This window comes from Pseudoalteromonas amylolytica, assembly GCF_001854605.1.
In the GTDB taxonomy this organism is placed as follows: domain Bacteria; phylum Pseudomonadota; class Gammaproteobacteria; order Enterobacterales; family Alteromonadaceae; genus Pseudoalteromonas; species Pseudoalteromonas amylolytica.
In genome coordinates, this window is the sequence record NZ_MKJU01000032.1 from 113,292 (window position 1) to 139,648 (window position 26,357).

Genomic DNA, 26,357 nt, shown 5'->3' on the forward strand with positions numbered 1-26,357 from the left:
GGCAGCGGGTTTTGATCCCGCCATTCCCAGGTTCAAATCCTGGTACTCCAGCCATGCGGGGGTGGCGGAATTGGTAGACGCGCTGGATTTAGGTTCCAGTATCTTCGGGTGTGAGAGTTCAAGTCTCTCCCTCCGCACCATCTTCTCAAGATGTAAAATTGATAGATTTGAATAATCGACTGTTGGAGTATCGCCAAGCGGTAAGGCAGCGGGTTTTGATCCCGCCATTCCCAGGTTCAAATCCTGGTACTCCAGCCACTTTAATCTACCAATTAAAGCGGAAGTCGAAGCCTAAGATATTAGGCAAGCTAGTAGCTTAACTACTGAACTTTATGCTTCTAAGCATATCCTGTGATGCGGGGGTGGCGGAATTGGTAGACGCGCTGGATTTAGGTTCCAGTATCTTCGGGTGTGAGAGTTCAAGTCTCTCCCTCCGCACCATTCAGGTTATTTCTTATTTTTATCTTCTTAATTATTCCCTTTAGTTTCCTACTTATTATTTTTATTGTCCGTTAAATATTTTAGTACCAAACCGTTGACACAAAAACGGACCTGCGCCCGTTTTAAAAATCGACAAATTGTCAGTTGTTTACCAGCCCATAGCGTGCTCTAGCACCTTGCGCTTTAGAGGGCCGGCCTGATCCGCTATCTTCAAAATACCATTACGTAGCAGCTTTAGCGGTGTTATATCGTTAGAAAAGCCAAAATAACACGCATCCATCATGCTCATCATAGCTAAGTTATCAGCTCGACGTTTTCGCTCATATTGCTTAAGCGCTTTAGAGTCTCCTAAATCTTCCAGCTCTTCTAAACACTCAGCCAGCGCTGCTACATCTTTAAAACCGAGGTTTACGCCCTGCCCTGCTAATGGATTTATGGTATGAGCGGCATCTCCTACAAGTACCAATCGACCTTGGCTGTATTGGTTGGCATGTTGTCTTGCTAATGGAAAGATGGCTTTTTGTTCTACGCTAAAATCTCCAGGCAATTCAAAAAAGTGCTCAACAATCCGCTCCTTCAGCTGCTTATTAGACAAATCAGACATAGCTGCAAGCGTTTGTGCATCTTGATACCAGATTAAGTTTGCATAAGGCGCACGCATGGGTAAAAAAGCGATTGGCCCTGAGGGTTTGAATTGCTGCCAAGTTTTATACTGCTGTGGCGCATCTAATTTGATTAGCACCCCCATACAACTTTGCTGGTATTGCCAACCCGTCACGCCAATATTGGCAAGTGCTCTTAGTGGCGAGCGACCCCCATCGGCCGCAATCAGTAAATCAGCCTGATAGCTTTTGTCAGCATAATGCAATGTAATGGAGTCTAAATTTTGTTCAATTGCCGTGGGCAATGTATCGACGGTTTCCACCGCCACCCCATTCTCGGCAAATTGTGCCCAAAGACTGGCCTGAATGAGTTTATTTTCAATCAGGTGGCCTAAATGAGTTTGCGATACATCTGCGGCATCAAATAACAGGCTATTACCCAGCTGTTCATAGGCTTCAAGTTGATAGTAAGGCGCAACTCGCGTTGCTTTTAATAACCGCATTGCCCCTAACTTTTCTAGCAAGGATTCTGAAAAACGATTGATTGCAGAAACACGAATATCAATCTGTGGATCATCAAGCACGGCTTGAGCATCTATTGGCGAGTGTTCAAGCACAGTAACCTGCGCGCCTTGCTTAGCCAGTTGCACCGCAGCAGCTGCGCCAACCATGCCGCCACCGACAATCACCACCTTATTTTTCATAACTTTGCCTCACCTAATTTGAACCACCAGAATTGTATCTTAAGTCACACCCGTTTGCCCATTTGTAATCACGCCAATACGCTCAACCTTGATCCAGTCTTTTAAAGTTAAAAACTATACTTGGCTAGTGACCCTAGGTCATATAAAATACGCGTCCTTTAAGCTTTGCTATTGCATAGCGAACCACGAATTGCGCGACGTTGTGCATAAGATCCGAATTGAAAACGAGGCAATATTTCAATGAGTAAAAAGTTGCATATTAAAACCTGGGGTTGTCAGATGAATGAATACGACTCTCAGAAAATGGCTGATCTACTGGATGCCACTAATGGCTATCAACTAACAGAAGAAGCCGAGCAAGCTGACGTTATCTTACTCAATACCTGTTCAATTCGTGAAAAGGCACAAGAGAAAGTATTCCACCAACTTGGTCGTTGGAAGTTATTAAAAGATGATAACCCTGACTTGGTAATTGGTGTTGGTGGCTGTGTAGCATCGCAAGAAGGTGACACAATTCGCCAACGTGCGCCTTTCGTTGATATTGTGTTTGGCCCGCAAACACTGCATCGCTTGCCTGAAATGATCAAACAAGTACAAAGCAAACAAGGCGCTGTCGTTGATATTTCTTTCCCTGAAATTGAAAAATTTGACAGACTACCAGAGCCAAAAGCTGAAGGCCCAACCGCGTTTGTGTCTATCATGGAAGGTTGCTCTAAGTATTGTACCTTCTGTGTGGTTCCTTACACGCGTGGTGAAGAGGTTAGCCGTCCACTTGATGACGTATTGCTTGAGGTGGCTCAGCTTGCAGAGCAAGGCGTGCGTGAAGTAAACCTACTTGGTCAAAACGTAAATGCTTACCGAGGTGAAACCCATGATGGTGAAACCTGTTATTTCTCAGATTTATTGCGCTATGTTGCGGCAATTGATGGTATTGACCGTATTCGTTATACCACGTCTCACCCTGTAGAGTTTACACCAGACATTATCGAAGCTTACGCAGATGTACCTGAGCTAGTTGACCACTTACACTTGCCAGTACAAAGTGGCTCTGACCGCATTTTGAATCTAATGAAACGTGGCCACACTGCACTTGAGTACAAATCAACAATTCGTAAGTTGCGTAAAATTCGCCCGAACTTAAGCATGTCGTCAGACTTCATCATTGGTTTCCCAGGTGAAACGGCAACTGATTTTGAAGCCACAATGAACCTTATTAATGACATTGGCTTTGATATGAGCTTTAGCTTCATCTACTCAGCGCGCCCTGGTACGCCTGCGGCTGATTTGCCGGATGATGTCTCTGAGCAAGAAAAGAAAGAGCGTTTGTACATCCTACAAAACCGTATTAACCAAATGGCACAAGATATCAGCCGCAAAATGTTTGATACCGAGCAGCGTATTCTGGTTGAAGGTCCATCGAAGAAAAACCCAATGGAACTGCGTGGTCGTACCGAAAATAACCGAGTGGTTAACTTTGAAGGTCCACACTCTGTGATCGGTCAGTTTGTTGATGTACGTATAACAGAAGCATTACCAAACTCTTTACGTGGCGAGTTAATTCGTACAGAATCAGAAATGAACTTACGTAAGGACGTGGCACCGGCTGATATATTAAATCGTGCCCCGCTAGAGCCAGAAGCTGATGAGTTAGGTGTAACAACGTTTACGCCATAAATCAGATTGATTACGCCAGCCTTTGCTGGCGTACTTGTTATAGGAAGCCATTTTGAGTAGTCAGTTAAAAAATATTGAATTTTACCTAGAACCCGCCGACAACAATCGTCTTTCATCATTGTGTGGTCCATTCGATGAAAACATAAAACAAATAGAGCGCCGCTTAGGGGTAGAAGTCGCCCATCGTGATAATTGGTTTAAAGTGACAGGTAAGCCTGTACAAACCAAAGCCGCTATGGATATTTTAAAGTCTCTGTATGTTGACACTCAGCCTGTTCGAGGCCAAGTTAACGAGATTGAACCTGACCATGTTCACTTGGCAATTAGTGAAGCGAATGTATTAGAACAAGACGCGCCCGCAGTCTGGGACCAAGAGGTCTACATAAAAACACGTCGCGGCGTGGTGAAACCACGCAACCCTAATCAAAGCCAGTATGTGGCAAACATCCTAACACATGACATTTGCTTTGGTATTGGTCCTGCTGGTACGGGTAAAACCTATCTAGCCGTTGCTGCCGCCGTTGATGCTCTGGAACGTCAGGAGATCCGCCGTATTTTACTGACTCGCCCAGCTGTAGAAGCGGGTGAAAAGTTAGGCTTTTTACCTGGTGACTTAACACAAAAAATCGACCCCTATTTGCGTCCGCTTTACGATGCCTTATTTGAAATGCTTGGCTTTGAAAAAGTAGAGCGTTTGATTGAAAAAAATGTTATCGAAGTAGCCCCGTTGGCCTACATGCGCGGACGTACACTCAACGATGCATTTATTATCCTTGATGAAAGCCAGAACACCACCACCGAGCAAATGAAAATGTTCCTGACTCGTATCGGCTTTAACTCAAAAGCGGTGATAACGGGTGACATCACGCAGATTGACTTACCGCGTGGAGCGCGTTCTGGGTTGCGTCATGCCATAGAAGTGCTCAGCGATGTGGATGAAATCTCATTTAACTTCTTTAAATCACATGATGTGGTACGTCACCCTGTGGTGGCACGTATCGTAGAAGCGTATGAGAAAAAAGAAGAAGCAGAGCGAAAAGAGAAGGCACTCAAAGAGCAGGCCTTTAAACAGGCCAAACAACAAAAAGAGCAAGACTGATGAGCGTTGAGCTAGACCTACAAATTGCCTGCGAATTTGCAGATTTACCTTCACAGCAACAATTCGAACTATGGGCCGATAAAGCGTTGTCTCCTTATCTGGAGCATGCCGAGCTGACAATTCGTATCGCAGATGAAAAAGAAAGCCAAGAGCTGAATCATCAGTATCGTGGCAAAAATAAGCCCACCAATGTGCTGTCATTTCCATTCGAAGCCCCTGCGGGCATCGAGCTGCCGCTCGTTGGCGATCTCATCATCTGCCCGCAGGTTGTTAAAGCAGAATCCATTGAGCAGGAAAAGTCCTTTCACGAACACTTTGCCCACATGGTGATCCACGGTTGCTTGCATTTACTTGGTTTTGACCATATAAATGAAAAAGACGCCGAAGAAATGGAAAGTCTAGAAAAAGAGTTTTTAGCGCAGCTGGGGATCAGTGACCCCTACCGCGATGATTTGTAATTATTTAATGGTCAAATAGCATCATTATCCAATTTGTTATTTTATGGAGTAAAACACGACAATGAGCGACGATAACTCGCAGAGTAGCCAGGGTTCTTCTGGCAAAACCTGGTTGGGACGCATCACACAGATGCTGCAAGGGGAACCCCAAAACAAAGAAGAGTTGGTAGAAGTCATTGCTGATGCTCAGGAGCGAAGTCTGATAGACCCTGAGACAAAGGATATGATGGAAGGTGTGTTAGGCGTCTCTGAGCTTAAAGTGCGCGATATTATGATCCCACGCTCACAGATGATCACGCTGGACGTAGATCAATCACTAGAACAACAATTGCCAACCATGGTGGAATCATCTCACTCGCGCTTTCCGGTGATTTGTGAAGATAAAGACCATGTTGAAGGCATCCTACTGGCTAAAGATTTACTGCCATTGATTTTGAACAAGGACGAAAACCTACCCGCAATTAGGGAGTACTTACGACCTGCGATCGTCGTGCCTGAAAGCAAGCGTGTAGACACACTGCTTAATGAGTTTCGTCAAAAGCGTTACCATATGGCCATCGTTGTAGACGAGTATGGTGGTGTGTCGGGCTTAGTAACCATTGAAGACATTCTTGAGATCATCGTTGGTGAAATCGAAGATGAACACGACGATGATGAAGAACAGCAGGATATTCGCCAGCTGTCTAAGCATGTGTATATGGTGCAGGCCTTAACCCCGCTGGATGAGTTTAACGAGTTCTTTAAAACAGGTTACGACACCCAAGAAGCGGATACAATTGGTGGCATTATTCTCCATGCGTTTGGGCATATGCCTAGCCGAGGTGAAACCATCGACATTGAACCTCTGCAATTTAAGGTGACTAATTCTGATAACCGCCGCATTATTCAGTTACAAGTAACTGTGCCAAAAACTGAAGATGGCGACGACGAAGCTGAATAAGCTACTTTCCTTGTGCAAAGACAAAAGAGCGTGGCTAGCATTATTTGCAGGCCTCGCGCTTACTTTTGGCTATGCCCCCTTTAATGTTTGGCCACTGACTTTTTTTGCACTTGCTATCGCTTGCTATGTAACTGACACGCCAAGCCCAAAACAAGCAGCCAAATATGGCTTTATCTTTGGCTTTGCTTGGTTTTCCTTGGGGATCAGCTGGGTCCATGTCTCTATCGCCCAATACGGTGGTTTGCCTTTACCTATTTCCTTATTATTGATGGCTTTGTTGTGCGCGTATCTGGCGCTCTACCCAACTCTTGCCTTTATGCTCGCCAGTCGATTTGTTAATACCCCATGGCAACGTGTCGCTGTACTCATTGTTGGCTTTGCCGTTTTCGAGTGGTTGCGTGGCAAACTCTTAACTGGTTTTCCGTGGCTGAGCTTTGGCTACACGCTCACTGACAGTCCATTGAATACCCTAGCACCATTAATTGGAGAGTTTGGTCTAACACTGCTATGCGTATTAGTTGGCGGTTGTATCTACTACATTTGGCAACAGCGCAGCGCTAAGCCAATCATGGTGATGGCTGCTTGTTTACTGCTGTTATACGGTGCAGATGCGCTACAGGATAAGCCTAAGCACTCTGACAAAAGCATTTCAACCCTGTTGGTACAGGGTAATATTCAGCAAAGCCTTCGCTGGGAACCCGAACAGTTCTGGCCAACCATGTCTAAATATCGAGATATGACACGCCCACACTGGCATAATGTTGACTTAGTACTTTGGCCTGAAGCGGCTATTCCTGAAATCGAAGACTTCGCTAACGCGTTTTTAGTAGATTTGGACAAAGCCGCGGCTTTTAATAACACCGCCCTTATCACAGGTATTCCAGATTATCAGTTAAACAGTAAAACCGTTTACAACACTCTAATAGTGCTTGGTAAAAAACACAAAGAAGATGAACAAGGACATTATCAGTACTTACACACCAACCGCTATCAAAAGCATCAACTGCTACCCATTGGTGAGTTCGTACCCTTTGAAGACATTCTTAGGCCACTGGCTCCCCTTTTTGATTTAGCGATGTCATCATTTACCCGTGGTGAACGTATCCAGCACAATCTCATTGCCAATGATTTACATATTCTTCCTGCTATTTGTTACGAAATAGCGTTTAGCGAATTGGTCAGAGACAACTTTACGGAACGATCGGATATATTGTTTACGGTAAGTAATGACGCATGGTTTGGCGACTCCCATGGTCCACATCAGCACATGCAAATAGCTCGCATGCGTGCCCTTGAATTGCAAAGACCGCTAATTCGAGCCACCAATAACGGGGTAACAGGCGTATATGATCCAATTTTAGAGCAACAACACACCATCGCTCAGTTTACCTCTGATGTGCTAAAGACGGATGTGCAACTGATATCCGGTTATAGTTTTTATAGCCAATATGGTCAAAAGCCTATCTGGATTGTGATTGCGCTGCTGGTTCTGAGTGTAACGATCAGCAGAATAAAGTCATACTTGTTCAGTCGCTTTGAGCAGGATTTACTTTAGGACAAGTAATCACTCTATTTACCCAATGCCTCGCGTTAGTGCATATCAGCATGAAACAACCACACTTTTGGTGCAATTAGGCTGCCTATTGTCACACGAATAAGCGTAACCACATGATTTTAATAGAAATAAAAAGTTGGTACAGTTCTTCCTACCCTATCACCATCAATCACAACAAGCGAAGGTGGTTCTTATGGTCGATTTATATCAAACCCTGTATTTATTGTGGCATTTAGACATTAGCATCTGGCAAATTCACGATGTGAAACACCCAGTCAAGGGTGTAGGGAGAAAAGTATGAGAACGCTATCACTACAACACCCACTGATGCTAGAGGCTGTACACAAAGTATTGAGCGAGCAGTTGTCAATTTCCGAAGCGGCACATCAATACGTGCTGCCCAAGCGCTCAGTTTATCGGGCTGTTCGCCTTGCACAAGCCAAGCCCAAACAACAAAGTGAGCGCTTAGAGGCTACCAAGCAAGTGCTTGAACAACACTTACAAGAGATTGAGCAATCATTGAGGGGATTACAGCACGTATGAAAACCTCTCCCATACAGGTCAAGGAGCTGACCTGTATTACCCCACTACTCCCTCAGCTCGTTGAATTGCTAAGTGCGTGTATTAATGATGACGCCTCTCTTGGCTTTTATAAACCTGCTCAAGCGGATTTGTTAGCTCAATATTGGCATAGTATCGAAAACGAGTTAGCACTCAAGCAGCGCCGTTTATTCGCCACGTTTGATAATCAAACATTACTAGGCTGCGTACAGTTGCTACCTTGTCGCAAACAAAATGGTACGCACCGCGCTGAGGTTGAAAAACTGTTAGTGCATCCTTCAGCGCAACGACAAGGACGAGCGCGCATGCTAATGAGATATGTTGAACAACACGCCTCCACACAGGGCATTAGTTTACTGGTGCTTGATACACAAAGTGGTGATAAGTCAGAGCTTTTTTATCACGTGCTTGGTTACCAAAAAGCGGGAGAGATCCCCTATTTTGTCACCGACGCCACAGGTCAGCTAAATGCCACCAGCTACTATTACAAAGTTTTATCCAAGTCTTAACCCTGTGGCTACTTGCCACCCGCTAACTCAATGAAACTGCCAGTGACGTAGCTGGCCTCTTCACTGAGCAGCCACGCAATGGCATTGGCAACTTCCTCAGGTGTGCCACCACGTCCAAGCGGTAGCAATGACGCTAGGCGGTCAACTCTGTCGGGTTCGCCGCCATCTCGGTGAATGTCGGTATAGATACAACCCGGACGTACACAGTTAACACGAATACCGCTAGGTGCAAGCTCCAGAGAAAGCCCTGTGGTAAACGAATCTATCGCCCCCTTGGATGCCGCATAGTCAACATACTCATTGGCTGAGCCAAGCTTAGAAGCTGCCGATGACACATTCACTATGGCACAACGCTTAGTGTCATGATGCGCTTTAAAGTGCTTGATAGCCTCACGAGCGCAAATAAAGTAAGGCGTCACATTATGCATTAGTACTGAGTTTATTCTCTTTGCGGTCATCTGCTCAACCCGCATCTGTGACTTGAGTATGCCTACATTATTGACTAAGTGACTCAGCGCCCCCAGCTCAGTTGCAACCTCTTCAAACAGGCGTACAACCGCATTCTCATCGCTTACATCTGCCTTAAAGGTCGCTGCCTGACCACCCATGTTGAGAATGTGTGCTTTAACCTGATTAGCCGCCTGACTGTTCTCTTTGTAATTGATAGCAACCTTGTAACCAAGCGTTGCGAGTTTGATTGCACTGGCTGCGCCTATACCACGACTGGCGCCGGTGATAAGAACCACTTTATTCAAGTTCGTTTCCTTTCATGGAGGTACATTGGGTAAAACACACTAGCAAGGCAACAAGGGGATTGTCTATCTTAGTAGCACAGATCGGTTAAGCTTGAGGGTCATTTAGGCGTTCACTGGCAAACATTTAAATGATTGATAACTAATAACTTTAAAAATAATTTCAATTTTTTATAAATAATTCTTGCACCGCAAAAAAACTACAACTAATATCCACCTGCTTCTTGATGATAGCCAATCCGAGTACATCACACCCCGAGTGTGGCAAGGCGATAGAGCAACTATCCAAGAGTGACTTTGACTGCGTATATACGCGCTTATTGACGCTCAACTTTTCGACTTATCTAAGAAATAGTTTGGAAAGTTTGTTTCTATTTTTGGAGGCTCATATGGCTAACTCGGCGTTGGATTTTTCTGCTTTTTCACCTTCAGCTCTAAGCGCTGAAGAAACACAACTTATTGAAGCCTCTGTTGCTCAATTTGGTGCCCCTTTATTACTTTTAGACTGTGACGTGGTACGTCAACAATACCGCGCACTTGCCGCTGCACTGCCAAATGTAACGTTACACTTTGCGCTTAAGCCTCTTCCTCATGAGGCGGTTGTGCGTACTTTGCTCGCAGAAGGTGCTAGCTTTGACTTAGCAACCAGTGGTGAAGTGGACTTAGTGGCCAGCCAAGGTGTACCGGCTGACAAAACCATTCACACGCATCCAATAAAGCGCGACAGTGATATTCGTGATGCATTGGCATACGGATGTACCGTATTTGTGGTAGACAACCTAAACGAGCTGGAAAAGTTCATCCCTTACAAAGATGAAGTTGAACTGCTAGTGCGCTTGAGTTTTAGAAATGCCGAAGCATTTGCTGATTTGTCTAAAAAGTTTGGTTGTAGCCCAGAGCTGGCAATAACCATTATTACGAAAGCTAAGCAATTAGGTATTCGTATTAAAGGGTTATCGTTTCATGTTGGCTCGCAAACCAGTAGCCCGCAAAAATATGTGGATGCGATTTTAGCCTGCAAAATCGTCATGGAACAAGTAGTGGCATTGGGTTTACCTGCGTTAAGCACACTTGATATTGGTGGGGGCTTCCCTGTGAGTTACGCAAAACAGGTCACGCCAATTGATGAGTTTTGTGCGCCGATAAACACAGCACTGGCGAGTTTGCCCGAAACTGTGCAAGTGCTTGCAGAGCCAGGGCGATTCATTGTTGCTCCTGCGGTGATGAGTGTTGTGTCAGTAATGGGTCAGGCTGAGCGTGAAGGCAAAATTTGGTACTACTTAGATGATGGAATTTATGGTTCATTCAGCGGGTTAATGTTTGATGAAGCTAATTATCCAATCGTGACGGTGAATCAGGATACCTTGTGCTACCCAAGTGTATTAGCAGGGCCAACCTGTGACAGCATAGATGTGGTTGCCGAGCACATTATGCTACCAAAACTTACCAATGGTGATTTAATTGTGGCACGTATGATGGGCGCGTATACCAGCGCGACGGCGACAGATTTTAACTTCTTCAAACGCGCGCAAACCGTGATATTGAACGAAGTGTGCATAGCTGAGCAAAAGCTTGGCTAGCACTGTCATGACAGTGTCCTTTGAACACATAAATAAGCCTGAGCAAGTCTCAGGCTTATTTATTTGGCTGCAGGCAGTTATGACTCAATCGCCAATAGCTCTACCTCAAAAATCAGCAGTGAGCCTGGCTCTATTTTTCCGGCAGCTCTGTCGCCATACCCTAAGTCAGGACTAATGAAAAAGCGAAACTTATCGCCCTCTTTCATTAACTGTACCCCTTCTGTCCAGCCTGGGATCACCTGATTTAAGCCAAAGCTTATTGGGCTATCACGTAGCACAGAGCTGTCAAATACCGAACCATCTAATAAAGTGCCATGATAGTGCACCTTGACTTTGCTACTTGACGTTGGGTGACTCTGACCACTCCCCTCTGTGAGCACTTCGTATTGTAAACCAGACTCGGTACTTTTAATATTTGGCTTATTTGCATTTTGCTCTAAAAACTCTTTTGCCGCAGTGCGGTTATACTGCGCAGATTGCTTTTGCTGTTTAGATTGTTTGTAAACCAGCCCAGCCATCACCAAAATAACAACAAGTAAAATAATGTTCGTGGTTGACATTACGCATCCTTCTCTTTTTCGTTTTCTTTCTCTTCGTCTTTATCTTCACCGTTGACCACATTAGCAATATGCTGCAATCGCTCAAGCGCGATACCATTGATGCTATCCTTTGGATATGCCCCCTCTTTTAGTGCACCAGCAGGTTTATCCATTAGTAAGGTTAGCGCCTCATCTACACTTTCAACGGCATAAATATTAAAACGCCCTGCCGCTACGGCTGCAACAATCTCATCGTCCAATACCAAGTTAACACGGTTGGAATTAGGAATAATAACGCCCTGCTCACCCGTTAAGCCACGCATTTTGCAAAGTTTAAAGAAGCCTTCGATTTTTTCATTTACACCACCGATTGCTTGCACTTCACCATGCTGGTTAATCGAGCCCGTCAGTGCTAATGATTGATTGATAGGCAATTGGGTTATCGCAGAGATAAGTCCGCACAGCTCAGCCAGAGAAGCGCTATCTCCATCGATATAACCATAGCTTTGCTCGATGGCAATATTCGCACTCAAGGTAAGCGGAAAGTTTTGCGCATATTTATTACCCAAATAGCCGGTCAGTAGCATCACCCCTTTTGAGTGAATCGCTTTACCCAGTTCCGCCTCTCTTTCAACATCTACCACGCCATCTGCACCCGCATACACGGTTGCGGTGATCCGCGCGGGTGTACCAAAGGCAGTGTCACCAATATGTAATACCGTTAAGCCATTTACTTTACCTACCGCTTTGCCTTGCGTGGCTATCAGAGTATGGCCTTCTTGAATATCACTAAGCATGTTCTCACTCAATTGACCGGTGCGGTATTGTTTACCAGCAATCGCTTCATCAATATGTTCAGAACCAATCTGCGTGACTTCATCTTGCCTTGCATAAAAGCTTGCCTCCGCCACTAGCTCCAACACATCAGCAAAACGCGCCGATAATTTAGTATGATGTTCAGCCTGTCGGTAACTAAATTTAAGTAAGCGTGCATAGGCCTGTGCACTAAGCGTACAGTTAAGCGTTTGTGCAGCATACTCTTGAACTTTGCTAATAAACTGATATTGCATCTTGTCAGAGCTTGGCAAATAGTAGTCAAAATCGGCCAGCACCCTGAACAACTCAGCAAACTCTTCATCATACTCACCAATGGTGTAGTACAAATCTCGTGAGCCTAACAAAATGATTTTTACATCAAGTGGGATCAATTGAGGCTTTAAGGTAAAACTGCTACCGACTGAATTGTCTTGATATGGCAAATCATTTTTGATCTGGTGGGTTTTCAAAGACAATTTTAGGCCATCCCACACCTGAGGATTGGCGAGTACCTTCTCAGCATCCATGATCAAATAACCACCATTTGCTCTGTGCAGTGCACCGGCTTGAATTGAACGATAACTGGTTATCAAAGTCCCTTGCGAAGTGGCATACTCCACTTTGCCAAAAATATTACCAAAGGTCGGGTTGGGCTCGTACACTACAGGGGCTGGGTCATCGTCTTTGTATTCGACCAAAATGTTTGGTGCAAAAAAGTCGTTCAGCATTCCCTTCGCATCAAAGTCATCTTTGTTTTCTTCGCTGCTTGCATCGTCGTCTAGCCACTCAAGCACCGCATCAACGATTTCGGTGCGTAAATCTTTCAGGTAACGCACTACACCAATGTGACTGGCATACTTATGCTCTAAGGTTCTTAACAGCGGTTTGGTGGCCATCTCGACCGTAGACTTTTTTAAGTTACGTAGCTTTTCCGATGACTCGCGCTTCCATCGAGGCAGCTCAAGCAAAGCTTCAATCAACGCATCTTCTAACTTTTCAATGGCGTTAATAAAGTGGGCTTGAAGATGCTCATCTAGTGCAGCAAACTCGTTGTCGTCCAACTGTTTACCATTCACAACGGGTGCAAACCCAACTAAATTACTTTCCTCAAGCAGGGCAACACTTTTCTCCGCCGCGAGTTGTTCAACCGCGGTTAACGCTGCATTGTATTTGTTGTCAAAGTCTCTATCTATCGACTTTTTTTTGCGCTGATAGCCTGGGTTATCAAAGGCGGCTGGAAATGTATCAGCAACTTCATCCAAAAACTCGTCGATATCGTCCGCAAGCTCTTTACTCTGACCCGCTTGCATAAACATTGCGATAGGCTCACGGTGATCATCATAGTTATTAACGTATAACCATTCTTTTGGTGTAGGACGCGTTTTGCTGTGCGCTTCAAGCTTGTCTTTTACCATAGTAAAACGACCAAGCGCAGCCTCCCCCATCACAAACACGTTGTAACCTGGCAATTCCATACCCAAAGCAAAGTCCAAAGCACTTTGTGCTCGTTGTTGACCAATGAACGGAAGCGCCTCGGGGTAAGGGTTTTGCATACATGATTGAACATGGGTAACAGAAACCGACGGCGCTAGCGCGTCGGTAGATAATGGCGATATTTTTTTGGTCATTCCTAACTTCTTATTTCTCAACGCTAACTACTATTGGGTTAGGTTCTATGGGGACAACGCTCTACGCACAAACTCACCGTGTCCGCATTCAGAACAAGGCATAATTTCACTGGCATAAAACACATCCGATTTATTGCCACAATTCTTACATACTAATTGCCCCATGGCTATCCATTCTCCTTGCTTGTACGTGCCTTTGTGATCAAAGTCTTGTAACAGCGAATGCCATTCCAGCTGCGTTCTGTCTTCTAATTGGGCCAACTCGTACCATATCGACGCTTTAAGCTCTTGCCAGGCTAAATCATCATAATACTTGTTGTAGTCTTTTAGGTGGGCCAGATCTCGGCGTAAGTAGCGTTTGTATGTAGCTAACTTTTCTTGCGATAGGTTTTTTAAAGCTTGTTGATGTTCCATGAATTTTTCGACGAGATCATCGACTTCATGCTCTTTTACATCCTTTAGCCAATCAGTAAACTGACTGAGCCATTTTTGATAATCAGCCATTACTACACTCCTAATCAAATGCCTCTTTTGATAAGTGTAGACCAGTTATGCTATTCAATGTATTAGGGTTTACCGAATATATTCGGTAAACCCTGCTATCGGCTAAAACTGATATTTCATGCCTAATGTGACGGTTGTGCCTAATCCTTTAACATTGTAGCCGCCATAGGTGTAAGACTGTGCTCGTGCGGGGAAGTAGTCAGCATTCAATAGGTTTTCAACCCCGATAAACCCTTGCCAGTTATTGGCAAATTGATATTGACCGCTGAAGTTTAAAACATCATAACTATCAACAGGGCCTTGATCTAAACCATATTCATTTTTATCATTTTTCTCAAAACGCTTTCTATCACCAACATGTAACCAGCTTAGTGTCATCGACAGGCCATCTTGTGGCTGCCAGTTCAAGTTGGCAGTTAACTTTGGCGGACTAATATGCTTAGAACCTAAGTACTCGTCCGTGCTGGTATTTTTACCCTCTGTATAACTATATGTGGCATTGAGTTTTAAAGTGGCGGTGATTGGATAGTCAACCAATGCTTCGTAGCCCCAAATTCGCTGTGGCGCACGTACTGGCTCATAAATACCTGTTTCCTTGTTGAGTTTATTAACAGTACCCAGTTCCGAGGTGCTCTTGAAGGCTGCAAATTCAAAACGAAGCTTTGCGAGCTGAGAATTAAAACCAACTTCATAGCTGTCGATAATAGACGCCTCAGTTTGGATCTGTGCGATATCTGTTACCGTAGCACTGCGCAGTAAACGACCAATATCAGAAATATCAGACCCTTGCGAGTAGCTTGCGAATGGGCTGAACCTTTCACTGGCGTTGTACTTTACCCCCACATTGTATGTGGTCGCATCATGGTTAACCGTATCACCTTTTACATCGAAGGGCACAGAGCAGGTATCCGCCGAGCGACACAGCTTCAAGGTACGATAATCTGCCACCGCGATGTCTATACTTTCTTCTCGAACTCCCGCTTTGATCACTAAATCATCAGCAACAATCCATTTCGTTTGCAAATAGCCAGCAAGGCTGTCCATATCCATTTCTGGAACCCAGACTCTGCCATCAACCAGCGGTTGAGAGGTAACATCGTTTAATGCATCCACCCCGTAGATAAATGTAGCCTGCACATTATCATTAAAATCTATTGAGCTATTAAACGTTGCCCTAGCACCTTGCTTTTCAGAGCGGATGATTGATTGTCCGCCCGTATAACCTTCATCTGGGTTGGCAAGACTAGGTGAGAAGAAAAATACATTCTCTATGTCCTGCTTGTAGGCATCAAGCGTCAGCTGTGTGTTCGCAAAAATGGCGTGATCTGTATATTTCAAAGTCACATTTTCATTGCCCTTTGGCCCTTGTGGTTTACCTTGCTTTTGCTGGGCTGGCGGCATGTGAACAGCATATGATTTTTCACCCAAATTCATGTTGCCAAATACGTCACCCAAGTCTGTTTCTTGCTGCGAGCTGTAGAAGTTATAGCTAAATTGTATCTGCTTGTCTTCATCAAGGTCGTAGCCCAATTTGGTGAAGTAGTTTTCAGTCACGGTATCTGACAGGCCATACTGCAAACCAAGAATGTCACCCTCGGCGTCGCGCTGAACCCCATTTTCTTCATAACTGGCGGTCACTAAATAGCTAAATTGCTCAACACGGCCGTTAACAGCGCCAGAAACACGCCCACCCGCACTCTCTGCAACTTTCACGGCGCTAAAGCGGCTAGATATGCTCATTTCACCGCTCGCCTTTTCACCGCTTCTGGCCTGTTTTGTAATGTAGTTAATGATGCCACCTGATGCACCATTACCATAGATAGACGTTGCCCCTTTGATCACTTCAATACGAGCGATAGCGCTTGGGTCTAATGTTTTAATTCCCAAGGAACCGTTACGCAGTGGTGTTGACTGCGGTACCCCATCAATCATCACCAACGGCGCTCTTCCTCTCAACGATTGACCTGTATTGCTTGAGCTACCGGTATCAGGGGCGAGACCTGGTACGATTTGAGACAGCAAACTTTGCAACTCAGGATTCACCTGCAAATGTTCTTCGATTTGCTTTTGGCTAATGACGGTAATTGAGGCCGGTACCTCATCAATGCTTTCAAACACTCGGCTTCCTGAAACAACAACATGTTCCATATCTGAATTTTTAGCGTGTTCAACACGCGTGTTATCTGCGATAGCCGCTGTACTTATAGAAACCGCTAGTATGCTGAGAGTGGATTTTAACATGGGTATCCTTGCTGGATTTAGAATAATAATGATTTAAAAAGCGCCGATATAATATGGAGAAAACCAACAAAGATCAACAAAAATAAGAACCACTCTCATTTTCATTTATTCGAAATACATGCTCTTTGCGTTACTTTTTGCAATGATTGTAACGACGTAAAAAGGCATTCGGTTTAGGGTCTCCTTTTAGCCTCTATACAACTGATCTTACACACACTGATAAACATACGTTCACGTGCAAACAATTGGCTAAAATAATTACGCCTTAGGTGCTGTGATTGCTAGTCAAATTCGGGTATGCTATCGGGCAATTTTCTATCAATTTGCAAGAAGTCTGGAAACGTAGATGCAAGAGCAATATAACCCGCAAGACATTGAGTCAAAAGTCCAACAATATTGGGAAGATAACAAGACATTTAAAGTCGTCGAAGACGAGAGCAAAGAGAAATATTACTGTCTCTCAATGTTCCCATATCCAAGTGGTCGTCTGCACATGGGTCACGTTCGTAACTACACAATAGGCGACGTAGTATCTCGCTTCCAGCGCCTGCAAGGTAAAAACGTCATGCAACCTATGGGTTGGGATGCGTTTGGTTTACCAGCTGAAAACGCGGCAATCAAAAATAACACCGCACCTGCCAAGTGGACTTACGAGAACATTGATTACATGCGCAACCAGCTAAAACAATTAGGCTTTGGCTACGACTGGGACCGTGAAATCGCCACTTGTCACCCTGAATATTATAAGTGGGAACAATGGTTCTTCACCAAGCTTTATGAAAAAGGCTTAGTATACAAAAAAATGTCTACCGTTAACTGGGACCCTGTTGACCAAACTGTATTGGCCAATGAGCAGGTTATTGACGGCAGAGGCTGGCGCTCAGGGGCAATTGTTGAGCAAAAAGAGATCCCACAGTGGTTTATTAAAATCACCGACTACGCTCAAGAGCTACTTGATGATTTAGACAAACTTGATGATTGGCCAGAGCAGGTGAAAACCATGCAACGCAACTGGATTGGCCGCTCTGAAGGTTTAGAAATAGACTTCAAACGTGCAGACAACAGCGAAGTGTTTACGGTATACACTACACGTCCTGATACGTTTATGGGTGTCACTTATGTGGGTATCGCAGCAGCACACCCGATTGCCCAAGAAGCGGCTAAAAACAGCGCAGCAGTTGCTGCATTCGTTGAAGAATGTAAAAACACCAAGGTTGCCGAAGCCGATATGGCAACCATGGACAAAAAAGGCATTGATACAGGCTTTAAAGCCATTCACCCGTTAACAGGTCAAGAAGTGCCAATTTGGGTCGCAAACTTCGTATTGATGGATTACGGTTCAGGTGCCGTGATGGCAGTGCCTGGCCACGACCAACGTGACTTTGAGTTTGCAACAGCTTATGGCCTTGAAATAAAACAAGTAATATCTCCAGAAGCAGACTCAGACCTAGTCGCTGACTTAAGCAAAGAAGCGTTCACAGAAAAAGGCGTATTGATCAACTCAGGTGAGTTTGATGGTCTTGATTTTGAAGGCGCATTCAATGCTATTGCTGACAAACTAGAATCTCTCAATGCAGGTAAGCGCAAGGTTAACTATCGCCTACGTGACTGGGGTGTAAGCCGTCAGCGTTATTGGGGTTCGCCGATCCCAATGCTAAGCGATGAAAATGGTCAGGAGCTTGCAGCAACAGACGATATGCTACCGGTGCGCCTACCTGAAGACGTAGTGATGAACGGCGTGACTTCGCCAATTAAAGCAGATCCAGAGTGGGCAAAAACCACGGTAAATGGGCAACCTGCATTTCATGAAACTGATACGTTCGACACCTTCATGGAATCATCTTGGTACTATGCTCGTTACTGTAGTCCTCGTTATGACGAAGGCATGTTAGAGCCTGGCGCGGCAAACTATTGGTTACCTGTAAACCAATACATCGGTGGTATTGAGCACGCGATTCTACACTTGTTGTATTCTCGCTTCTTCCACAAGCTACTACGTGACTTTGGTTTGGTTAACTCAGATGAGCCGTTTGAGCGCCTACTTTGTCAGGGCATGGTATTGGCCGATACTTTCTATCGTAAAGATGAGAAAGGCGGCGATATTTGGATCTCTCCTACCGATGTACAAACAGAAACGGATGAGAAAGGCCGCGTCACCAAAGCATGGCATAAAGAAGACGGGCAACCAGTATTTTCTGCGGGCATGAGCAAGATGTCTAAGTCAAAGAACAATGGTATTGACCCACAAACGGTTATTAAACAATACGGTGCAGACACCGTACGTTTATTCATGATGTTTACCGCGCCACCTGAGCAAACGCTTGAATGGTCAGACTCAGGCGTTGAAGGTGCACATCGCTTCTTAAAACGTGTGTGGAAATATGCTGTTGATGTTAACGCTGCAGGTAAGGCACAGCTTAATGTGGCAGCACTAAACAGTAACCAAAAAGCATTGCGCCGCGAAATTCACAAAACAATTGCTAAAGTGACGGATGATTTATCACGTCGTCAGACGTTCAACACCGCAATTGCGGCGATCATGGAACTATCGAATAAGCTAGCTAAGGCACCGCTTAATGACGAGCAAGATATCGCCCTAGCCAATGAAGCCCTTAACGCGATCGTTATTATGCTTGCACCAATCACGCCACATATGTGTCATGAATTATGGGCTCAGTTAGGCAACGAGAATAATATTCTTGACGCTGCATGGCCTGTGGTTGATGAGGCTGCATTAGTTGAAGACGAAAAGCTAATCATCGTACAAGTTAACGGTAAGCTTCGCGCTAAATTAACTGTAGCTGCTGACGCTAACCAAGAGCAAGTTGAAGCGCTAGCGTTTGCTGATGAAAACGTAACTAAGTTCACCGATGACAAGACCATTCGCAAGGTGATCTACGTGCCGGGTAAGCTACTTAACGTGGTGGCGAACTAAGATGCGTCTTAGTATCTTGATCAAACACGGATTAGCGCTTGCGCTAGTCTGTGTTTTGCTGTCAGGTTGTGGCTTTCATTTAAAGAAGGCCTCTTACCTGCCTGTTGAGATGCGCACTCTCGTGCTCAGTGGTGACGATAAACGTGCCGAACTGTATGAGCTGCTCGTCAATGATCTTCAGCAAGCTCAAGTAGAACTGGTTGATAAGACCCAAAATGATAATCAACTCGTACAACTACACCTGTATCGTGATACCTTGGAGCGTCAAACACTCAGTTTGTTTAAAAATGGTCAGGTTGCGCAGTATCAGCTGGCTTACGGCGTATCATATCGTTTAACCCGCCCCAATCAGGAGCCTGTTGAACAACGTTTTGAGTTATATAGAAATTACCAAGATGATCCTGACAACGCACTGGCCAAGGCAAAAGAGCTGGAATTGCTCCTAAACGAGCTGCGTCAACTTGCCAGTAAACGTATTGTTCGCGAGCTATCTCAACTGTAATGCGCTGTTATGCAAACCAACTAACCCCACAATTAAAGCGTTCCCTTGCGCCATTTTATATGGTGTTTGGTGAAGAGCCTTTTCAAGAAGCCAATTGTGTACTGGAGATAAAACAGGTAGCAAAAAAACAAGGCTTCGATGAAGTCATCAAGTTTAACTTGTTACCGGGGTTTGACTGGCAAGAGCTTATCGCCCAGTACAACAGCATGTCACTATTTAGTGCACGAACCATTATCGAGTTTGACCTAAATCAGCAAAAACCTGGCACTCAAGGCAGCCAAATCTTTAAGTCACTGAGTGAGAACCCTAACCCCGATGTGATCTTGATCTTAAAAGGAGCGAAAGCGGGTCAGGACATTCAACGTACAGCATGGTTTAAAGCCTTGGACAAGCAAGGTGTGTTTGTGCCCTGTTATGTGCTCGCAGGAAACCATCTGAGCCGTTGGTTAGATGAACAGTGTAAACACTTAAAGTTAAACCTTACCGTCGATGCAAAGCGCAGCTTGCTGGGGGCAACCGAAGGTAACTTGCTGGCTACATACCAAGAATTAGAAAAGCTCTCTTTATTATACAAATCAGAGTCCATCGAACAGTCCCAAGTGCTAGCGGGGCTACTTAACCAAGCCAAGTTCGATATTTTCGATCTCAACACTGCGCTACTAAGTGGCAACGCCAAACAAGTCATTAAAGTCATGCTCAAGCTGGCAGATGACAACGTTGAACCAACAAGTATTGTCTGGACCTTAAATAAAGAAGCACAAACCTTACTGGCCATTAAGCAAGGCATGCAAGCGGGCCAAAATACCGCCCAGCTTTTTAAGCAACATGGCATCTGGAAGAACCAGCAAGCAGCCACATCACAGGCACTCGACCGCTTAACACTTGTTCAGATAGAAAACCTTATCAATCTGCTCGCTCAATTTGATTCAGCTTATAAACGCGCCCAGATGATCGCGCCCTATCAAGCGCTAGCACATATTGCGCTGGCGTTTTGTCAGCCTGTAAACTTTTCATTGCCTCACCAACTATCAAGCTAAGCACTGTTTATGATTGCATTATTTGGCGGTACATTCGATCCTATCCACCTCGGGCACATAAATATGGCAAGTCAGTGTATGGCCGAATTGTGTCTGGATACACTACATTTTTTACCGTGTGCCGTACCTGTACATAAGGCACAACCAGGTATAACCGATGACCACCGTTTGGCGATGCTGTCACTGGCTATCGACGATAATCCTGGGTTTAAAATCGATCATAGAGAGCTCAATAGACAGGGACCTTCATATTCGCAGCTCACATTGCAAGAGTGCCGCGCTGAGTACCCAAATACACCGTTAATATTCTTAATGGGCATGGACTCTTTTAACAGCCTGCCTAGCTGGTATAAATGGCAAGAAATCATCAGGCTTTGCCATATTGTGGTCTATCAACGACCTGGTGAAATACAATCAACAGCACCGGAGCTGGCCGACTATCTGGCTCAATCTCATACGCTAGATAAGCATGCCTTACATCATCAAAGTGCAGGGTTATGTTACTTTCTATCCGGTAAAAAACTAGACGCGGCGTCAAGCGAAATACGTAAACGCATAAAAAATAGAGAAAATACGGAACATTTGCTCGATGAAAAGGTCAGAAACTACGTTAATGAACACCACCTGTATGCTGAATAAGCGCGTATGCTGTGATAGAATCGCCGATTATTTTATTTAGTGAAGAGAAATACACTTGAATTCTGAACAACTTTTAGACTTTGCCCTAGACAAAGTTGACGATATGAAAGCCCGTGATGTCGTGAAACTAGATGTACGTGGCGTATCTTCCGTCACGGATTATATGGTTGTTTGCTCAGGCAACTCAAAACGTCATGTACAGTCAATCGCAGAGCATGTTGCAAAAGAAGCCCGCCATGCTGGCGAGGACCTGATAGGCCAAGAAGGTCAAGATGTTGGTGAGTGGGTGTTGGTTGATCTCGGTGATGTGGTTGTACACGTGATGCAAGATCAAACCAGAAGTCTCTATGATCTTGAAAAACTTTGGGGCTAAACTTTGAAGATTCAGTTAGTTGCTGTTGGAACTAAAATGCCCGCTTGGGTAGAAACTGGCTTTAAAGAGTATCAACGACGCTTTCCAAAAGATATGCCGCTGGAGCTAATTGAGATCCCAGCAGGAAAGCGTGGGAAAAATGCCGATATAAAGCGCATCTTACAACTTGAGGGTGAAAAAACGCTAGCTGCTATTCCTAAAGGTAATCGCATTGTTACACTCGAAGTAACAGGTAAACCATGGGATACTCACCAACTGGCTAGTAATATGCAAAAATGGCAGCTAGATGGCCGTGATGTTAGCTTGCTAATTGGTGGCCCTGAAGGCTTAGCCCCAGAATGTATCGCAGCATCCGAGCAAAAGTGGTCATTATCGACTTTAACTTTGCCGCACCCATTGGTGCGTATTATTGTTGCTGAGAGCCTCTATCGTGGATGGAGCTTGAACAACAACCACCCTTATCATAGAGAATAGTTAATAGACGATGCTGAAAAAAAGGCCTACGATCCGCGATCATTCTGCTGAAGCAAATCTATTTGCCCGTCGCGCATTTATCGGCTTTATTTTTGTTGTTTCTTTAATAGGTATCTTATTGATGAATGTCTACAACCTGCAAGTTGTAGACTATGATACCTACAAAACCCGCTCTAACGATAACCGTATAAAAGTTATTCCTGTCGCGCCCAACCGAGGGCTGATCTACGACAGAAATGGCGTCCTGCTTGCCGAAAACCGCCCTGTTTACAACCTAGAAGTAGTTCCAGAAGATGTAGAAGATTTAACGCAGAGCTTACAGCGACTAAGTAAATTGATCCCTATCACAGATCAACAAATCAAAGAGTTTTTAGAGGACATACGTAACAACCGTCGCTTCAAAAGCCAAGTACTTAAAGCCCGTTTAAACGAGCAAGAAGTTGCTATTTTCTCTGTTAACCAGCATAAATTTCCGGGCTTTAGTATTGAAGCTCGTTTATCTCGACACTATCCATTTGGCGACACGCTCACCCACGCGCTTGGTTACGTTGCCAAGCTCAATAAAAAAGAGCTGGCCGAGCTTGAGATGGATGACAGAGCAACCAATTACCGCGCCACTCACGATATCGGCAAGCGTGGAATAGAAAAGTACTATGAAGAGCAGTTACATGGCATTGTGGGCTCACAGCGCGTTGAAGTAAATAACCGTGGCCGAGTGTTACGCACGCTCAGTGTTGAGCCACCTGTTCCCGGTCAAGACTTAGTCCTTACACTGGATATTGGTCTGCAACAAATCGCACAACACGCTTTGAAAGATACCCGAGGCGCAGTGGTTGCCATCGATCCAAAAGATGGGGGTATTTTAGCCATGTACTCCAACCCAAGCTATGACCCTAACTTATTCGTACACGGTATCAGCAGCGAAGATTATAAAAAACTGCTCAATGAAGATAGACCGCTTATCAACCGTGTTACTCAAGGCCGCTACGCTCCTGCATCCACCATAAAACCGCATCTTGCGATTTTGGGTTTAGAAGAAGGCATCGTGACCGAGGATACTGAAATTTGGGACCCAGGCTTTTTCCAAATTCCTAATGTGGATCATAAATGGCGAGACTGGCTGCGTTGGGGCCACGGACACGTTGATGTGTATCGCGCCATCGAGGAGTCATGTGATACCTATTACTATCGAATTGCGTACAAGCTAGGTATCAGCAAGATAGCAGACTTTATGGATCAGTTCGGTTTTGGCGATCTCTCTGGTATTGATATTCACGAAGAAACTACAGCGATACTACCTACAGTCGATTGGAAACGCGCGAGATTTAAAGAGAACTGGTGGCCTGGTGATACAATTTCTGTTGGTATCGGCCAAGGCTATTGGACTGCAACTCCCATCCAAATAGCCAATTCTCTGAGTATTTTGGTAAATCGTGGTGCTCATCGTCAACCGCACTTAGTGCAAGTTGCAAGACAAGAAGAAAACATCAAACAACTGTTCACCGAAGAAAAACCACCAGTGCAGCTTAAAAACCCACGCCATTGGCAAATAGCGTTGGATGCCATGCATAACACAGTGAAAAAAACCACAGGTACGGCCCATAAGGCTTTTCAGGGCGTGACCTATGACCCTGCGGGAAAAACAGGTACGGCACAGGTTGTTAGTATCGCACAAGGCGAGAAGTATGATGCGAAGAAGCTTAAAGAGCGACATCGTGACAATGCAGTTTACACCGGCTTCGCGCCGTTTGATGACCCGCAAATAGTTGTTGCCATCATAGTTGAAAACCAAAAAGCAGGGGGGGGGTCTATTGCAGCCCCAATCGCTAGGCAAATTATGGATTATTACTTTTCTGCGTACCCACTTGAAACGGAGGCGCAATGACCCCGTTACATAATCGACGTACAATTTGGCAAATCGTGCACCTAGACTGGCCCTTATTGTTGGCACTTATGTTAATGATGGTAGGCAGTTTAACCGTCGTTTATAGTGCCAGCGGTCAAGACATTAATATGATGATACGCCATGGCACGCGTATGGCTGGCGCCATCATCGCCATGTTATTTATGGCACAGCTCTCCCCTATTACCTTGAAACGTATTGTTATTCCCATGTACTTAATTGGTCTGGCAATGCTCGTTGCCGTGTTGTTTGTCGGTGTGAGCAGTAAAGGGGCGCAACGCTGGCTAGATCTCGGTGTTACACGATTTCAGCCCTCTGAGATTATGAAGATAGCCGTGCCTATGATGGTTGCATGGTACATAGGCCAAAACCGACTACCGCCAAGCCTCTGGAATCTGGTTGTAGGCTTTGTCATCGTTATGGTGCCAACCATATTAATCAAAGAACAACCCGACTTAGGAACTTCTATTCTTATCGCCAGCTCAGGGATTTTCGTGCTGTTTTTATCAGGCTTAAGCTGGCAGCTTATAGGCATATTTGCGCTACTAGCGGGCCCTGCAGGCTTTGCTTTTTGGCATTATGGTATGCATGCCTATCAGCAACAACGCGTATTAACATTCCTAAACCCTGAAAGTGACCCGCTTGGTGCTGGATATCATATTATCCAATCTAAGATTGCCATTGGTTCTGGTGGCATCGAAGGTAAAGGCTGGTTACAGGGAACGCAATCTCAATTGGAGTTTTTACCAGAGCGACATACTGACTTCATATTCTCCGTCCTGAGTGAAGAGTTCGGGCTGTTTGGTGTAGTGATATTGCTCAGCCTCTATTTGTTTATTATTGGACGAGGTTTATACATTGCAGTCAGAGCACAAGATGCATTTAGTAAATTATTAGCTGGCGCACTGACCTTAACATTCTTTGTCTATATATTTGTGAATATTGGCATGGTGTCTGGGTTACTACCCGTTGTGGGCGTACCTTTACCACTCATAAGCTATGGAGGAACCTCAATGGTGACCTTGATGGCCGGATTTGGCATTATTATGTCTATCGCAACAGACAAGAGGATGCTTTTAAAATCATGAGTAAAAAGACGTTACACTTGGGTTTAGGGATTTTGCTGCTTTTGCTGCTGAGCGCATGTAGCAGTCGTTATCATATCAAACATGACAAAGCGCCACTTCGAGCACCCACTGAGCTTGAAATGCAAGATGCGATAGTGACCAACGAAGCTAAAAGCGCCAGCACCGGACGTCCTTATGTGGTACTAGGCAAACGCTACACACCAATGTCTGATGAGCACGGTTACAAAGAGCAAGGCACCGCTTCATGGTATGGCAGAAAATTTCACGGTTATCACACTTCTAATGGCGAAGTATTCGATATGTTCGACATGACAGCCGCGCACAAGACTCTGCCACTGCCAAGTTTTGTTAAAGTGACAAACTTAGACAATGGCAAAAGTGCCATTGTAAGAGTAAATGACCGAGGTCCATTTCACGACGATAGAATTATTGACCTATCCTACGCTGCTGCATACAAACTGGGCTATCACTTAAATGGTACAGCCAAAGTTAAGGTAGAGGCGATTACCCTAGCAAGAAAAGCACCCCGCTTAACCTATATTCAAGTAGCTGCTGGCAGTCAACTAGACAAAATCCAAATGATGGCTAATGCTCTAGAGCAAAAAATGGCTCTTAGTAATGTCATCACATTGGAAAATGGACTGTACAAGCTGCGTTTAGGACCAATGCAAGATGATAATCAGGCACAATCTGTACTGAATAGCTTGCGAAAAGGCGAATTTAGCCAAGCCTTCTTGCTTTATAGTGAACAACAACTTTAGAATATTGCGGTGACGCTGACTAACTAAATTAAAATTGCGAGC

At 44.8% G+C, this 26,357-nt stretch carries 23 protein-coding genes and 4 tRNA genes (1 of these 27 only partly in view); 21 read left to right on the forward strand and 6 right to left on the reverse strand.

Translation table 11 applies throughout. The features are described from left to right. The 4 genes from BET10_RS21640 to BET10_RS18935 all read left to right on the forward strand — a co-directional run. Positions 1-54, forward strand: a tRNA-OTHER gene (locus tag BET10_RS21640); it begins 92 nt to the left of the window's first position. 1 nt (position 55) lies between these two features. After that, a tRNA-Leu gene (locus BET10_RS18925) sits at positions 56-140 on the forward strand. A gap of 43 nt (positions 141-183) precedes the next feature. Further along, positions 184-258 (forward strand) — tRNA-Gln (locus BET10_RS18930). A gap of 98 nt (positions 259-356) precedes the next feature. After that, positions 357-441: transfer RNA gene (locus tag BET10_RS18935), tRNA-Leu, on the forward strand. A gap of 148 nt (positions 442-589) precedes the next feature. On the opposite strand, the gene BET10_RS18940 is transcribed toward BET10_RS18935, so the two are convergent. Continuing rightward, on the reverse strand, positions 590-1,747 hold the full coding sequence (locus BET10_RS18940) for an FAD-dependent oxidoreductase (RefSeq protein WP_070987325.1): 1,158 nt from the start codon (positions 1,745-1,747) through the stop codon (positions 590-592). 240 nt (positions 1,748-1,987) lie between these two features. Here BET10_RS18940 and miaB point away from each other — a divergent pair, with 240 nt between their 5' ends. The 7 genes from miaB (at position 1,988) to BET10_RS18975 (ending at position 8,543) form a co-directional block, all read left to right on the forward strand. Beyond that, on the forward strand, positions 1,988-3,421 hold the full coding sequence (gene miaB, locus BET10_RS18945; RefSeq protein ID WP_070987328.1) for a tRNA (N6-isopentenyl adenosine(37)-C2)-methylthiotransferase MiaB: 1,434 nt from the start codon (positions 1,988-1,990) through the stop codon (positions 3,419-3,421). Positions 3,422-3,473: 52 nt separating this feature from the next. Next, positions 3,474-4,520: a PhoH family protein gene (locus tag BET10_RS18950; RefSeq protein WP_070987330.1), complete on the forward strand. Its 1,047-nt coding sequence runs from the start codon at positions 3,474-3,476 to the stop codon at positions 4,518-4,520. Then, on the forward strand, positions 4,520-4,978 hold the full coding sequence (gene ybeY / locus BET10_RS18955) for an rRNA maturation RNase YbeY (protein ID WP_070987332.1): 459 nt from the start codon (positions 4,520-4,522) through the stop codon (positions 4,976-4,978). Before BET10_RS18950 ends, ybeY begins: the two co-directional genes overlap by 1 nt. A 61-nt stretch (positions 4,979-5,039) precedes the next feature. Beyond that, positions 5,040-5,918: a CNNM family magnesium/cobalt transport protein CorC gene (gene corC / locus BET10_RS18960; RefSeq protein WP_070987334.1), complete on the forward strand. Its 879-nt coding sequence runs from the start codon at positions 5,040-5,042 to the stop codon at positions 5,916-5,918. Next, positions 5,896-7,473 (forward strand): apolipoprotein N-acyltransferase, encoded by a 1,578-nt coding sequence (lnt, locus tag BET10_RS18965; protein WP_070987336.1) that lies wholly within the window; start codon positions 5,896-5,898, stop codon positions 7,471-7,473. Before corC ends, lnt begins: the two co-directional genes overlap by 23 nt. A 297-nt stretch (positions 7,474-7,770) precedes the next feature. Next, a complete protein-coding gene (locus tag BET10_RS18970) occupies positions 7,771-8,016 on the forward strand; it encodes a helix-turn-helix domain-containing protein (RefSeq protein ID WP_070987338.1) in 246 nt (81 codons plus the stop codon). Next, positions 8,013-8,543, forward strand: coding sequence for a GNAT family N-acetyltransferase (locus BET10_RS18975; protein ID WP_083330613.1), 531 nt, complete (start codon positions 8,013-8,015; stop codon positions 8,541-8,543). Before BET10_RS18970 ends, BET10_RS18975 begins: the two co-directional genes overlap by 4 nt. Positions 8,544-8,551: 8 nt before the next feature. Here BET10_RS18975 and BET10_RS18980 read toward each other — a convergent pair whose 3' ends face one another. Then, positions 8,552-9,298 carry an SDR family oxidoreductase gene (locus BET10_RS18980; RefSeq protein ID WP_070987339.1) on the reverse strand — a complete coding sequence of 249 codons (747 nt, stop codon included), beginning with the start codon at positions 9,296-9,298 and terminating at the stop codon, positions 8,552-8,554. Between the two features lie 386 nt (positions 9,299-9,684). Between BET10_RS18980 and BET10_RS18985 the strand changes: the two genes are divergently transcribed. Beyond that, a complete protein-coding gene (locus tag BET10_RS18985; protein ID WP_070987341.1) occupies positions 9,685-10,875 on the forward strand; it encodes a type III PLP-dependent enzyme in 1,191 nt (396 codons plus the stop codon). A 77-nt stretch (positions 10,876-10,952) separates the two neighbouring features. Here BET10_RS18985 and BET10_RS18990 read toward each other — a convergent pair whose 3' ends face one another. The 4 genes from BET10_RS18990 to BET10_RS19005 form a co-directional block, all read right to left on the reverse strand. Next, entirely contained in the window at positions 10,953-11,435 is a 483-nt protein-coding gene (locus BET10_RS18990) for an FKBP-type peptidyl-prolyl cis-trans isomerase (protein ID WP_070987343.1), read from the reverse strand. Then, positions 11,435-13,858, reverse strand: coding sequence for a Lon protease family protein (locus BET10_RS18995; RefSeq protein WP_070987345.1), 2,424 nt, complete (start codon positions 13,856-13,858; stop codon positions 11,435-11,437). The genes BET10_RS18990 and BET10_RS18995 overlap by 1 nt, the downstream gene beginning before the upstream one ends. A gap of 45 nt (positions 13,859-13,903) precedes the next feature. After that, a complete protein-coding gene (locus BET10_RS19000; protein WP_070987347.1) occupies positions 13,904-14,362 on the reverse strand; it encodes a zinc ribbon-containing protein in 459 nt (152 codons plus the stop codon). Positions 14,363-14,464: 102 nt separating this feature from the next. Further along, a complete protein-coding gene (locus BET10_RS19005) occupies positions 14,465-16,603 on the reverse strand; it encodes a TonB-dependent receptor (RefSeq protein WP_070987348.1) in 2,139 nt (712 codons plus the stop codon). 346 nt (positions 16,604-16,949) lie between these two features. On the opposite strand from BET10_RS19005, the gene leuS reads away from it, so the two are divergent. From leuS to BET10_RS19050, 9 genes are read left to right on the forward strand one after another with little or no spacing between them, the layout of a single operon-like run. Next, positions 16,950-19,538 carry a leucine--tRNA ligase gene (gene leuS, locus BET10_RS19010; protein WP_070987350.1) on the forward strand — a complete coding sequence of 863 codons (2,589 nt, stop codon included), beginning with the start codon at positions 16,950-16,952 and terminating at the stop codon, positions 19,536-19,538. Between the two features lies 1 nt (position 19,539). Then, positions 19,540-20,040 carry an LPS-assembly lipoprotein LptE gene (locus BET10_RS19015; protein ID WP_070987352.1) on the forward strand — a complete coding sequence of 167 codons (501 nt, stop codon included), beginning with the start codon at positions 19,540-19,542 and terminating at the stop codon, positions 20,038-20,040. Further along, positions 20,040-21,077, forward strand: a complete 1,038-nt coding sequence (gene holA / locus BET10_RS19020) for a DNA polymerase III subunit delta (protein WP_070987355.1) — start codon at positions 20,040-20,042, stop codon at positions 21,075-21,077. The genes BET10_RS19015 and holA overlap by 1 nt, the downstream gene beginning before the upstream one ends. Positions 21,078-21,086: 9 nt before the next feature. Then, positions 21,087-21,716, forward strand: coding sequence for a nicotinate-nucleotide adenylyltransferase (nadD, locus tag BET10_RS19025; protein ID WP_070987356.1), 630 nt, complete (start codon positions 21,087-21,089; stop codon positions 21,714-21,716). 55 nt (positions 21,717-21,771) lie between these two features. Next, the gene (rsfS, locus tag BET10_RS19030) at positions 21,772-22,089 is read left to right on the forward strand and encodes a ribosome silencing factor (protein ID WP_070987358.1); all 318 of its coding nucleotides are present in this window, start codon (positions 21,772-21,774) and stop codon (positions 22,087-22,089) included. 3 nt (positions 22,090-22,092) lie between these two features. Further along, positions 22,093-22,563 carry a 23S rRNA (pseudouridine(1915)-N(3))-methyltransferase RlmH gene (gene rlmH, locus BET10_RS19035; RefSeq protein ID WP_070987360.1) on the forward strand — a complete coding sequence of 157 codons (471 nt, stop codon included), beginning with the start codon at positions 22,093-22,095 and terminating at the stop codon, positions 22,561-22,563. Between the two features lie 10 nt (positions 22,564-22,573). Then, a complete protein-coding gene (gene mrdA, locus BET10_RS19040) occupies positions 22,574-24,448 on the forward strand; it encodes a penicillin-binding protein 2 (protein WP_070987362.1) in 1,875 nt (624 codons plus the stop codon). After that, on the forward strand, positions 24,445-25,554 hold the full coding sequence (gene rodA, locus BET10_RS19045) for a rod shape-determining protein RodA (protein WP_070987364.1): 1,110 nt from the start codon (positions 24,445-24,447) through the stop codon (positions 25,552-25,554). Before mrdA ends, rodA begins: the two co-directional genes overlap by 4 nt. Next, positions 25,551-26,315: a septal ring lytic transglycosylase RlpA family protein gene (locus BET10_RS19050; protein WP_070987366.1), complete on the forward strand. Its 765-nt coding sequence runs from the start codon at positions 25,551-25,553 to the stop codon at positions 26,313-26,315. Before rodA ends, BET10_RS19050 begins: the two co-directional genes overlap by 4 nt. The last annotated feature ends 42 nt before the right edge of the window (positions 26,316-26,357 follow it).

Coding starts and splice junctions, on each gene's coding strand:
- BET10_RS18940 (WP_070987325.1), bottom strand. CDS start 1,747: ATGAAAAATAAGGTGGTGATTGTCGGTGGCGGCATGGTTGGCGCAGCT.
- miaB (WP_070987328.1), top strand. CDS start 1,988: ATGAGTAAAAAGTTGCATATTAAAACCTGGGGTTGTCAGATGAATGAA.
- ybeY (WP_070987332.1), top strand. CDS start 4,520: ATGAGCGTTGAGCTAGACCTACAAATTGCCTGCGAATTTGCAGATTTA.
- corC (WP_070987334.1), top strand. CDS start 5,040: ATGAGCGACGATAACTCGCAGAGTAGCCAGGGTTCTTCTGGCAAAACC.
- lnt (WP_070987336.1), top strand. CDS start 5,896: ATGGCGACGACGAAGCTGAATAAGCTACTTTCCTTGTGCAAAGACAAA.
- BET10_RS18970 (WP_070987338.1), top strand. CDS start 7,771: ATGAGAACGCTATCACTACAACACCCACTGATGCTAGAGGCTGTACAC.
- BET10_RS18975 (WP_083330613.1), top strand. CDS start 8,013: ATGAAAACCTCTCCCATACAGGTCAAGGAGCTGACCTGTATTACCCCA.
- BET10_RS18985 (WP_070987341.1), top strand. CDS start 9,685: ATGGCTAACTCGGCGTTGGATTTTTCTGCTTTTTCACCTTCAGCTCTA.
- BET10_RS18990 (WP_070987343.1), bottom strand. CDS start 11,435: ATGTCAACCACGAACATTATTTTACTTGTTGTTATTTTGGTGATGGCT.
- BET10_RS18995 (WP_070987345.1), bottom strand. CDS start 13,858: ATGACCAAAAAAATATCGCCATTATCTACCGACGCGCTAGCGCCGTCG.
- BET10_RS19000 (WP_070987347.1), bottom strand. CDS start 14,362: ATGGCTGATTATCAAAAATGGCTCAGTCAGTTTACTGATTGGCTAAAG.
- BET10_RS19005 (WP_070987348.1), bottom strand. CDS start 16,603: ATGTTAAAATCCACTCTCAGCATACTAGCGGTTTCTATAAGTACAGCG.
- leuS (WP_070987350.1), top strand. CDS start 16,950: ATGCAAGAGCAATATAACCCGCAAGACATTGAGTCAAAAGTCCAACAA.
- BET10_RS19015 (WP_070987352.1), top strand. CDS start 19,540: ATGCGTCTTAGTATCTTGATCAAACACGGATTAGCGCTTGCGCTAGTC.
- holA (WP_070987355.1), top strand. CDS start 20,040: ATGCGCTGTTATGCAAACCAACTAACCCCACAATTAAAGCGTTCCCTT.
- nadD (WP_070987356.1), top strand. CDS start 21,087: ATGATTGCATTATTTGGCGGTACATTCGATCCTATCCACCTCGGGCAC.
- mrdA (WP_070987362.1), top strand. CDS start 22,574: ATGCTGAAAAAAAGGCCTACGATCCGCGATCATTCTGCTGAAGCAAAT.
- rodA (WP_070987364.1), top strand. CDS start 24,445: ATGACCCCGTTACATAATCGACGTACAATTTGGCAAATCGTGCACCTA.
- BET10_RS19050 (WP_070987366.1), top strand. CDS start 25,551: ATGAGTAAAAAGACGTTACACTTGGGTTTAGGGATTTTGCTGCTTTTG.